We start from the raw sequence: 10,917 nt of genomic DNA, 5'->3' as shown, positions 1-10,917 counted from the left end.
CACGTTACCCGACGTGGACGGTTATTTTCGGAAGGCTCACCATTTTCGTCCCGCCGGCCACCTGCCGTGGCCGTAACCGCCGGTCAGGAAGGGCGGCGGGTTCGACACGGTGTTGTCACGGGCTCGTGACGGGAGCAGACACATTTCCCCGTCAGGTGGTGATCAATTGCCGGCTGCCATGCTGGTGGAGTAGTGGCAGACACCCCGAGCTCCTCGAACACCTGTTCTACTGTTCCGGTCGTTCCCCGCTGGCGTGTCCACCCCGGCTGCTACCTTTCAGCCCATGACCACCACACCACCGACCACACCACCGACCGGCAGCACCGGCACCACGAGCGATACCCACACCACCGGCACCGGCGGGCAGTCACCACCGGGACGCTGCACACAGACCACCGCACTGGCCCACCACTACGCCGGAGCCATCAACCGCGCCGAACTCGACCTCGTCGACTTTCTGACCACCATCCCCACCGCCACCCGCCTGTCGACCGCCCTGGCCATCCGCCGACGCAGCACCACCGAAGCCCACCGCTACGTCCACGCCGCCGACCTCGCCACCCGCATGCCCGCCCTGTTCACCACCTTCCGCGACACACCGCACTACTCCCTCGACCACCTCGACACCCTCTGGCGCCGCATCAACCGCCACGCCCGCCACCTCGGCGACTGCGAGATGTCCACCCTCGACACCGCCGTCGCTTTGGCCGTGTCCGACTGGATCAGCACCACCGGCATCACCGCGCTCACCGCCCTGGCCGACGTCGCCGACGAAGCACTACTGCACGCCGCTCCGTTGATCGTCGCCGACACCGAAGAGTCAGAGGCCGCCACCACGGGCCTGACCCGCCGCGGCACCCGCCTGATCCTCGACTGCGGCACCGACACCACCACCACCGCACTGTGGGCAGCGATCACCACCGCCGCACTCGAGTACCGCCGCACTCGAGTACCGCCGCGACACCACCGACACCACTGACACCCACACCACCGACGGAGACGGCGGCAGCGGGGACGGGGACAGCGGCGGGGACGGTACCCCGGCGGCGTCGATGGCCTGGTGCCGCGGACAGGTCGTGCTGGGCATCCTCGGCGGCCGGGCCGACCAACTCACCGTGACCGTCAACATCCACACCACCACCCCTCCGTCAGCGTCAGCGGCGGAGCCGGCGCCGGGCTATGTCCTCGGTGCCGGCTGGGTCTCACCGCACACCGCCGCACAGTTGGCCGGCATCGCCGCGCACATCCGCACCCTGCCGGAGCCCGGGCAGGTTCCCGACACCGGCGCCTACCGGTTCACCGGGAGGCAGAAGGCGGTGATCCAGGGCCGGGACGGGCACTGCCGGTTCCCCGGCTGTGCGGTCGCCGCCGACCGCTGCGAGCACGACCACCTGGTGGCCTCGCCGCACACCGACCCGGGCAGTGACGGGCCGACGAGCGTGTCCAACGGCATCGCGTTGTGCCGTACCCACCACCAGCTCAAGACCCTGGGGATCTGGTCGGTGGCCAGTGCGGACCAGGCGGTGACACTGCAGTGGACCGGCCCCGGCGGGGTCACGGTGTCCACCGTCGCCGCCGGGCCGGTATCACCGGCGACACTGGGACACCCCAGCTAACCGGCACCGGCGCCCCACCGACCCGCCGAGTCACCCGGCCCGCACCACGCGGCGCACGGGCCTACAAGCACGCGCTATTCCACCCCGCGGGAATCCCGACCGTCCCCCGCTACACTCCTACGCATGACCTTCAACAACAACCTGAACGGCATGGGCGGACGCGCGTCCTCCGGAGGAAGCTCGGGCGGGGGCGGCGGATTCAACTTCGGCGGGGGCGGAGGAGGACGTGGCGGCGGCAACCGCGGGGGCGGGAACATCATCACCATGCTGCTGATGAGCAGGGTCGGGCGCCGCTTCGGCATTCCCGGCATCCTCGTCGTCGCCGCCGTGATGTTCTTCGCGAACGGCGGACTCGGCATGTTCGGCGACAGCGGCAACGACAACAGCACCGCAGCCAACAATCCCCAGGTCAACAACCAGCAGGGCGGGAGCCTCGACCACTGCCAGACCTACGAGGACGCCAACAACTACGACGACTGCCGCATCGAGGGCACCGCCATCTCCCTCGACACAGTCTGGTCACAACTCCTGCCCGACCAGGCCGGGATCGACTACACCGAGCCCAAGGTGACCATCGGAGACGGGCAGATGAACACCGGCTGCGGCACGGCCTCGACGATCGAGACCGGCCCGTTCTACTGCCCCGGCGACAACACGGTCTACATCGGCGACGATTTCTTCGCCCAGCTCGCGCAGATGGGAGGCTCGGACGGACCCTTCGCCCAGATGTACGTGGTCGCCCACGAGTTCGGACACCATATCCAGCAGCTGGAAGGCAACCTGGGTCTGTCTGACTACGACAACCCCGGAGAGGACTCCAACGCGGTCAAGATGGAGCTGCAGGCGGACTGCTACGCCGGTGTCTGGGCCGCCCACGCCGACAAAGGTGATGATGCGGTCCTGGACCCCGTCACCCCCGAACAGGTCAACCAGGCCATCTCCTCCGCCCAGGCCATCGGTGACGACGCCATCCAGAGCTCAGGCGGCGGCGACGTCAACCCGGACAACTGGACGCACGGTTCCTCCGAGCAGCGCCAGCAGTGGTTCACCACCGGCTACGACAACGGCACCGTGGCGTCCTGCCAGCAGGACTTCCAGCAGTGACCCAGACCGTCAGGCCCCGCGGATCAAATCCGAGGCCCGCTCCCCGATCAGGTAGCAGGTGATGTTCGGGTTCACCGCGGTCAGCTGCGGCATGACCGAGGCGTCCACGACGCGCAGACCGGACACACCCTTGACCCGCAGCTCCGGATCCAGCGGCGACAGCTCGTCCTCCACCGCACCCATGCGGACGGTGCCCGCCGGGTGGTAGACGGTGTTGTGGGTCTTCGAGACGTACGAGGCGATGTCCTCGTCCGAGGTGACGTCCTTGCCCGGGAACAATTCGCGTCCGGCGAACTCCGACAGGGCCGGCTGGGCGGCGATCTTCCGGGCGAGCTTGATGCCCTCCACGGCGATGTGCATGTCGTAGCCCTCATCGTCGGTGAAGTACCGCGGGTCGACCTTCGGCTTGTCGCGGAAATCGCAGGAGCGCAGCCGCACCGTCCCGCGCGCCTTGGCGTGGGTGATGTTCGGCGTCAGGCAGAAGGACTCGTCCGCGGTCGGGTATCCCTGGCGCCGCGTGTGCATGTCGAAAGGCATTGAGCCGTAGTGCATCATCAGGTCGGGAAGCCCCAGACCGTCTGCACCACCCTCGTCGACCTCGTCGAAGATGCCGATCTCCCACCACTGGGTAACCGACCGGGTCATCGGGACCTTCGACTCCCAGGAGATCACGGCCTCCGGGTGGTCCTGCAGGTGGGAGCCGACACCGGGACTGTCGACGATGGTGTCAATGCCGAACTCGGCCAGGTGCTCCGCCGGGCCGATACCGGAAAGCATCAGCAGCTTCGGGCTGTCGATCGCCCCGGCGGATACGATGACCTCACGGTTCGCCGGCAGGGACTTCAACCGTCCGAAGGCGTTGTCGAGGTACTCGATGCCGGTCGCCGTGCCGTCCTCGATGAGGACGCGGGACACCTGGCGGTCGGTGAGGATGTCCAGGTTCTCCCGGTCCAGGTTCGGGTGCAGGTAGGACACCGAGGACGAACCGCGGACGTTCTCCTCACTGGCGTTGATCTGGAACCAGTCAGCACCGTGGTTCACCGTCTCGCCCTCATTGAACGGGACGTTGGGAAGACCCTGCTCCTCGCAGGCCTTCAGCACGGCGACGCCCACCGGGTCCTCCGGGGGCACCGACCGCAGGTGGACGGGGCCGCCGTGACCGTGGTTGTCACCGTCGCGGTCATTGTCCTCCAGGCGCTGCCTGATCAGCGGGAGGACGGTCTCCGAGTCCCAGCCGGACGCGCCGAGGGAGACCCAGTGGTCCAGGTCCTGGGCCGGGGTGTGGAACGCGATGCAGGAGTTGTGGGACGAGCAGCCGCCCAGCACCTTCGCCCGGGCGTGGCGCATGAAGGAGTTGCCGTTCTCCTGGGGTTCGATCGGGTAGTCCCAGTCGTAGCCGGACTCCAGCAGCCCCGGCCACTCGTCCAGGTGCAGGATCTCCGGCTTGTCCACGTCGGTGGGACCGGCCTCGATCAGGGCCACCGTCACGTCCGGATCCTCGCTCAGCCGGGCCGCCACCACGGCACCGGAGGAACCGGCCCCGACAACGATGTAGTCGTAGTTCTCTCGCACTTGACGCTCCTTACTTGTTCGGGAACCAGCCGGACACGGCCGGCTCGGTGTTCTCGTAGATGTGCTTCGCTTCCCGGTACTCCTCGAGCCCGGTGTGGCCCAGTTCGCGGCCGTTGCCGGAGGCCTTGAAACCGCCCCACTCGGCCTGCGGGACGTAGGGGTGGTAGTCGTTGATCCAGATCGTGCCGTGGCGCAGGGCCCGCGAGACGCGGTTGGCGGTGCCACGGTTGCTGGTCCACACCGCGCCGGCCAGGCCGTACTCGGTGTCGTTGGCCGTCGCGATGGCCTCCTCCTCGGTCGAGAAGGTCTCGACGGTGATCACCGGGCCGAAGCCCTCCTCGACCACAGCAGGGTTGTCGGACGTGCAGTTGTCCAGGACGGTCGGACGGTAGAAGCAGCCCTTCTCCAGCTCCGGGCCGCCCCAGTTACCGCCGGTGCGCAGAGTCGCGCCCGCCTCCACGCCACGGTTGACGTAGTCGGTGACCTTGTCGCGGTGCTCCACGGAGATCAGGGGACCGGCCTCGGCGTTGTCGTCGAGGGGCCCGCCCAGGACGATGCCCTCGGCGCGGCGGACGAGTTCGTCGACGAACCTCTCCTTGATCGACTCCTCCACGATCAACCTCGTCCCGGCCGAGCAGACCAGACCGGAGTCCATGAACCCGGCGTTGAGCGCATTGTCCAGGGCGGCGTCGAAGTCGGCGTCGGCGAAGACCACGTTCGGGTTCTTGCCGCCCAGTTCCAGGGCGACCTTCTTGACTGTGGGGGCCGCCGATTCGGCGATCCTGCGTCCGGTGACCAGGCCACCGGTGAAGGAGACCATGTCGACGTCCGGATGGGTGGAAAGCGGGGCGCCTGCGGTGGCACCTGCGCCGAGCACGAGGTTCGCCACGCCGGCCGGGAGGCCGAGCGTGTCGAAGACGTCCATGATCAGGATCGCGGTGTGCGGGGTCAGCTCCGCGGGCTTCAGGACGAAGGAGTTGCCCGCGGCGATGGCCGGGGCGAGCTTCCAGGACGCCTGCAGCAGCGGGAAGTTCCAGGGTGTGATCATGCCGCAGACCCCGACCGGCTCGTAGACCACGGTCGAGATCACTGACGGGTCGCCGGCGTCGACCAGCCGTCCCGGATTGTGGTCGGCGATCTTGCCGAAGTAGCGGAAGCAGTTGGCGATGTCGTCCATGTCGCCCTCGGCCTCGACCAGGCGCTTGCCGGTGTCCAGCGCCTCGGCGCGGGCGAACTCGTCCTTGCGTTCGGCGAGCTGGTCGGCGACCTTCAGAAGGAAATCACCGCGCTGGGCGGCCGGCACGGACGACCAGACCCCGGAGTCGAAGGCCGCACGGGCCGCGGCGATGGCTTTCCCGGTGTCCGCGGAGGTGGCCTCGGACACCTCACCGACGACCTCACCGTCCGCCGGGCAGGTCACCGTCCGCGTCCCGCCGTCGGAGGACGGCACCCACGTGCCGCCGATGTAGAGCGTCTCAGTCATTCTATTTCTCTCCTTCGTTGGTTTTCTCTTCGTCATCCGCATCGTCTTCGATCCAGAGTTCCGGGACGATCCCGTGCGCACCCGCCGTCGGCGTTCCCTTGTTGCCGGTGAGCGTCATGTACTCGACGTGGGCGTCGTAGGTGTCGATGACATCGGCGATGACCTGCTCCTTCGAGTACCCGAGGATGTTGTGCCCACGGGAGCCCGTGGCGGAGAAGATCTCGAGTGTGAAGTAGGTGTCCCGCTCGACATTCACGTTCACCGCGAAGTTCGGGATCTGCCCGGGCACCGGGTACGCCTGGTACTTGAAGTCGTCCTGGCCGGGGAAGCTGACACCGAGGTCCACGAAACTGATCGGGTACTCGGGGTGCCGGCCGCGTTTCACGGTGACGTCCAGGCCCAGGTCCCTGAGCTCCCCGGCGACCTCGTCGATGGCCGGGGCCACGGTGTTCTCCACGAACTCCTCGGTCTCCTCGGCCGTCGGGAAGCTCATCCTGCGCTTCAGGCGGTTGCGCCACGCCAGCCGTGGCTGCGGGGTACCCGTCCGGTCCAGCAGAGCACCGGGCAGGGACCGCGGCCGGGAGTCCAGGGTGTGTTTCTCCGACTCCAGGACGCGCCACACACTCAGCATCAGCAGGTACATCACGAATGCGAACGGGAGGCCGATGAGCACCGTCGCCGACTGCAGGGTGTACACCCCGCCGATCAGCAGCATCACCATCGTCAGGGCACCCGTGATGACGGCCCACACGATGCGCAGCCACGGCGGTCCGTCCGAGTCCTCGGTGGACGGCTTCGAGGTCATGTTGGCCATGACCAGCGAACCGGAGTCCGCGGAGGTCACGTAGAACAACAGGCCGGTGAGTACCGCGAGGATGACGGCGAACGTCGCGCCCGGGTACTGCTGCAGCAGCAGGAAGAAGCCGGATTCCGGGGTGTCCACCGCGGTGTTGAGGAATTCCTCGTCCCCGTCGCGGAAGAATCCCAGTGCCGCATTGCCGAAGATCGAGATCCACACCGCGATGAACGCGAAGGGGATGATCAGCACGCCCAGGATGAACTGGCGCAGCGTGCGGCCGCGGGAGATGCGGGCCAGGAACAGGCCCACGAAGGGTGCCCAGGCGATCCACCATGCCCAGAAGAACAGCGTCCAGTCCGCCATCCAGTCCTGCGCGGGGTAGTCCGGTGCACCGTCCGAGTAGGAGAAGGTGTTGAACAGCATCCCCGGGAACCGGGAGATGAAGTCGCCGATGTTCTGCACCAGCGAGTTCAGCAGGTCACCGGTCTTGCCCATGACCACGACCCACACCATCAGCAGGACGGCCAGCCACACGTTCAGCTCGGAGAGACGGCGGATGCCCTTGTCGACACCGGAGACGGTCGAGAGGATCGTGATGAACACCGACAGGGCGATCAGCGCGATCTGCACGCCGGTGTTCGTCGGGATGCCGAAGACCTCCGACAGTCCGTAGTTGAGGAAGACCACGCCGATGCCCAGCGAGGTGGCGATGCCGAAGGCCGTGCCGATCGAGGCGGCGATCTCCACGGTGTGCCCGACTCCCCCGTGGATGCGGCGCCCGAAGATCGGGGCGAGGGCGGACCGGATGCTCAGCGGCATGTGGTAGCGGTAGGCGAACAGGCCGAAGGCCATACCCATCAGGGCGTACATCGCCCACCCGGGGATGCCGTAGTGGAACATCGTCCACAGCGGGGCCATCTGCGCGGCCTCCTCGGTCATGCCCGAGCCCTCCGGCGGGGTGAGGTAGTTCGTGGCCGGACCCGAGATCGCGAAGAACATCAGGTCCACGCCGATACCCGCGGCGAACAGCATCGCGCCCCAGGTGAACATGCCGAACTTGGGCTGCGAGTGGTCCGGGCCGATCTTGGTGTTGCCGACCCTGCGGAAGGCGATGACCAGGACGAAGATCACCACCACGCCGGCGGTGAGGATGTAGAACCAGCCGAGGTTCGCGGCGATCCAGTCCTTGACCGCGTTGATCACCGAGTCGGCGGAGTCGGGGGCGAGCCAGGCCCACAGGACGAAGGCGACGATGATGCCGCCGGACGTACCGAACACCGGCCAGTTGACCCCGGGTGTCCCGTGCTTCCCTGACTTGCCGTCCTCCACGGCCGCGTCGTCGTTCTGTGTGACAGTCACACGCATTCCCTCTCTCAGCACAACGTCAGTGAACGGATACCGGATCCACAGTAGCCGGTCCGCGGCAGTCGCGCTGAGGGGGGTCAGGCCCCGAGTGCGTCCCCCACCACCCGCACGATGTCCTGCATCGCAACGTCCTGCTGGTCACGCGTCGACAGGTTCCGCAGGACGACGGTACCGTCGCCGAGCTCCTTCTCGCCGAGGACGAGGGCGAACAGCGCACCGGCGCGGTCGGCGCCCTTCATCGCGCCCTTCAGACCCCGGTCGCCGTAGGACATGTCGGCGCTGATTCCGGCCCTACGCAGGTGGTCGACAACCACGGCCATGGTCTTCTTGGCCCCGGTGCCCATGGGGACGCCGTAGACGTCGACGCGGCGCCCCGTCGTCGGGGACACGCCCTCGGCCTCCAGCGCCAGCACGGTGCGGTCCACGCCGAGCCCGAAGCCGATGCCGGAGAGGTCCTGGCCGCCGAGCTGGGCCATGAGCCCGTCGTAGCGTCCGCCGCCGCCGATGCCGGACTGCGCGCCGAGTCCGTCGTGGACGAACTCGAAGCAGGTTTTGGTGTAGTAGTCCAGGCCACGGACCAGGCGCGGGTTCAGCGTGTACTCCACGCCCATGTCGTCGAGCAGGCCGGTGACGGTCTCGAAGTGCTCCCGGGCGGAGTCCGACAGGTGGTCGGGCATCAACGGGGCGTCGGCGAGCATCTCCCGGACGTCCGGCCGCTTGTCGTCGAGGACGCGCAGCGGGTTGATCTGCGCACGGCGGTGCGTCTCCTCGTCGAGCGGCAGCGCGAGCAGGAAGTCCTGGAGCTTCCGCCGGTACTGCGGTCGGCAGGTCTCGTCACCCAGGCTGGTGAGCTCCAGGCGGAAACCGCTCAGACCCAGCGCACGGAAGCACCGGTCCCCCAGTGCGACGACCTCGGCGTCCAGCGCCGGGTCGTCCACACCGATGGCCTCCAGACCGACCTGCTGCAGCTGACGGTAGCGGCCGGCCTGCGGACGCTCGTAGCGGAAGAAGGGGCCGGAGTAGGTCAGCTTCACCGGGAGCTGCCCGCGGTCGAGGTTGTGCTCGATCACCGAGCGCATCACCCCGGCGGTGCCCTCCGGGCGCAGCGTGACGGAGCGTCCCCCCCGATCGGCGAAGGTGTACATCTCCTTGGACACCACGTCGGTGGACTCCCCGACTCCCCGGGCGAACAGGGCGGTGTCCTCGAAGACGGGCAGCTCAATGTGCCCGTAGCCCGCGTCGTGGATGACGGACTCGAAGGTGCTGCGCACGGCGTGGAACGCCGACGACGCCGGCGGGACGTAGTCCGGCACCCCCTTGGGGCCGGCGAACGGTTGGATGGCGCTGTCTTTGCTCGAGTCACTCACGGGGTTCAACTATAGCGGCGCCACCGCCGTGCTAGACCACGCCCTGCAGAAAGCCGTTCTCCCGGCGCTCCCGGCCGATGGTCGTCGATGGCCCGTGGCCGGGGACAACCTCGTCCGCGTCCCCGAAGACCGAGCCCTCCCCGACGATCCGCCGCAGGCTGTCCACCATCGCCGCCGGGTCGGAGAGTGGCAGGTCGGTGCGTCCGACTCCCCCGCGGAACAGGACGTCCCCGCCGAGGACGATGGTGCGCCCGTCCGGGAGTGCGCCGCGGTACATGACGGAGCCCGGCGAGTGCCCGGGCATCAGGTGGGCGGTGAAGTCCACGCCGGCGATCGGCAGGACGTCCCCGTCGGCGACCGGGGACGGGGCCTGCGGCGTGTCCATCGTGTCCGTGGAGTGCATCTCACCCAGCGGGCCCATCGCATCGAGCGCCTCCCGGTCCAGCCATGGGTTGTCTGCCGGGTGCATGTGGCTGGGCACGGCGTAGACCGTCTGGACCTGCGGCAGGTCACGGATGTGGTCGATGTGGCCGTGGGTCAGGACGATCTGCTCGACGGTCACGTTGTCCTTCTCCACGACCTCCGCGACCAGGTCCGCCGCTCCCATCCCGGGGTCGACGACCGTGGCGCGGCTGCCGTCATGCAGGACGATGCAGTTCGTCTCCAGCGGGCCGGTGGGCAGGATATGCACGGTGATGTTGACCATGCCCGCCACCCTACCGGCGGCACACCGGGCACCAATGGTGGAGCCGGGGCATGCGGGATGGAACAATGGGACGCTGTACCAACCCACCCCCGAGGGAAAGGCCACGGAGCTTTGTCCGACAACTCCTCCCGCCGCGATGCGGCACTGAAGAACCTCGACAAGGAACTGAAGTCCCGTTCCCGACGCGAGAAAATGCGCCCTCTCGGGGTCACGCTCGCCACACTGGTGGTGCTGGTCGCACTGGTCGGCGGTATCTGGTTCGCAGCCACCCGCGGCAGCGACGGCGACGAGACGACGGCGCAGGAGACCTCCGAGCCGGAGACCAGCGGCCCCTACACCGCCACCGGGGACGCCGCCAAGGAAGTCTCCCTGCCCGACGGCGAGGACATTCCCGAGGACGGCACCACCGACGTCACCCTGGACACATCCAAGGGCGAGATCGGCCTGACCCTCGACCACGCCCAGGCACCGAACGCGGCGCATTCCTTCGAGCACCTGGTGTCCGAGTCCTTCTACGACGACACGGTCTGCCACCGCGTGGTCGTCAGCGACGGCATGAAGGTCCTGCAGTGCGGTGACCCCAGCGGTGAGGGCGCGGGCGGCCCGGGCTACTCCTTCGGCGATGAGTTCCCGGTCAACGCCGAGGACGCCCCGGAGGCCCCCTACACCCGTGGCACCCTGGCGATGGCGAACTCAGGCCCGGACACCAACGGCTCGCAGTTCTTCCTCGTCGACGACGATTCCGAGCTCCCGCCGGACTACACCGTCTTCGGCAGCATCTCCGAGGACGGTATGGAGACCCTCGACTCGATCATCGAGGAGAACGAGGACGCCAACCAGGACAACGGCGGCGACGGTCCCCCGACCGACGAGGTCCGCATCGAGACCGCCGAGGTGGACTAGGG

The 10,917-nt window shown here is 68.0% G+C and carries 9 protein-coding genes; 4 read left to right on the top strand and 5 right to left on the bottom strand.

Annotated features, from left to right (window positions below; translation table 11 throughout):
- The first annotated feature begins 283 nt into the window (after window positions 1–283).
- The 3 genes from ACTIL2_RS14420 (at window position 284) to ypfJ (ending at window position 2,720) form a co-directional block, all read left to right on the top strand.
- Window positions 284–979, top strand: a complete 696-nt coding sequence (locus ACTIL2_RS14420) for a hypothetical protein (protein ID WP_442338169.1) — start codon at window positions 284–286, stop codon at window positions 977–979.
- 73 nt (window positions 980–1,052) lie between these two features.
- Window positions 1,053–1,616, top strand: coding sequence for an HNH endonuclease signature motif containing protein (locus tag ACTIL2_RS14415; protein WP_442338168.1), 564 nt, complete (start codon window positions 1,053–1,055; stop codon window positions 1,614–1,616).
- 123 nt (window positions 1,617–1,739) lie between these two features.
- Window positions 1,740–2,720: a KPN_02809 family neutral zinc metallopeptidase gene (gene ypfJ, locus ACTIL2_RS14410; protein ID WP_442338167.1), complete on the top strand. Its 981-nt coding sequence runs from the start codon at window positions 1,740–1,742 to the stop codon at window positions 2,718–2,720.
- Window positions 2,721–2,729: 9 nt separating this feature from the next.
- Here ypfJ and ACTIL2_RS14405 read toward each other — a convergent pair whose 3' ends face one another.
- The 5 genes from ACTIL2_RS14405 to ACTIL2_RS14385 all read right to left on the bottom strand — a co-directional run bounded on the left by ACTIL2_RS14405 (window position 2,730) and on the right by ACTIL2_RS14385 (window position 10,012).
- On the bottom strand, window positions 2,730–4,292 hold the full coding sequence (locus ACTIL2_RS14405; RefSeq protein WP_442338166.1) for a GMC family oxidoreductase: 1,563 nt from the start codon (window positions 4,290–4,292) through the stop codon (window positions 2,730–2,732).
- A gap of 10 nt (window positions 4,293–4,302) precedes the next feature.
- Window positions 4,303–5,775 (bottom strand): aldehyde dehydrogenase family protein, encoded by a 1,473-nt coding sequence (locus ACTIL2_RS14400; protein WP_442338165.1) that lies wholly within the window; start codon window positions 5,773–5,775, stop codon window positions 4,303–4,305.
- Between the two features lies 1 nt (window position 5,776).
- On the bottom strand, window positions 5,777–7,939 hold the full coding sequence (gene betT / locus ACTIL2_RS14395) for a choline BCCT transporter BetT (RefSeq protein ID WP_442338164.1): 2,163 nt from the start codon (window positions 7,937–7,939) through the stop codon (window positions 5,777–5,779).
- Window positions 7,940–8,016: 77 nt separating this feature from the next.
- Window positions 8,017–9,306, bottom strand: a complete 1,290-nt coding sequence (gene hisS, locus ACTIL2_RS14390; protein ID WP_442338163.1) for a histidine--tRNA ligase — start codon at window positions 9,304–9,306, stop codon at window positions 8,017–8,019.
- A gap of 31 nt (window positions 9,307–9,337) precedes the next feature.
- Window positions 9,338–10,012, bottom strand: coding sequence for an MBL fold metallo-hydrolase (locus tag ACTIL2_RS14385; RefSeq protein ID WP_442338162.1), 675 nt, complete (start codon window positions 10,010–10,012; stop codon window positions 9,338–9,340).
- 111 nt (window positions 10,013–10,123) lie between these two features.
- Between ACTIL2_RS14385 and ACTIL2_RS14380 the strand changes: the two genes are divergently transcribed.
- Window positions 10,124–10,915, top strand: coding sequence for a peptidylprolyl isomerase (locus tag ACTIL2_RS14380; RefSeq protein WP_442338161.1), 792 nt, complete (start codon window positions 10,124–10,126; stop codon window positions 10,913–10,915).
- The last annotated feature ends 2 nt before the right edge of the window (window positions 10,916–10,917 follow it).

Origin of the sequence: Corynebacterium sp., assembly GCF_052107835.1 — a bacterium.
Classification (GTDB): Bacteria; Actinomycetota; Actinomycetes; order Mycobacteriales; family Mycobacteriaceae; genus Corynebacterium.
The sequence above is the reverse complement of the archived record's forward strand: the minus strand, read 5'-3'. Positions and strand labels throughout refer to the sequence as shown.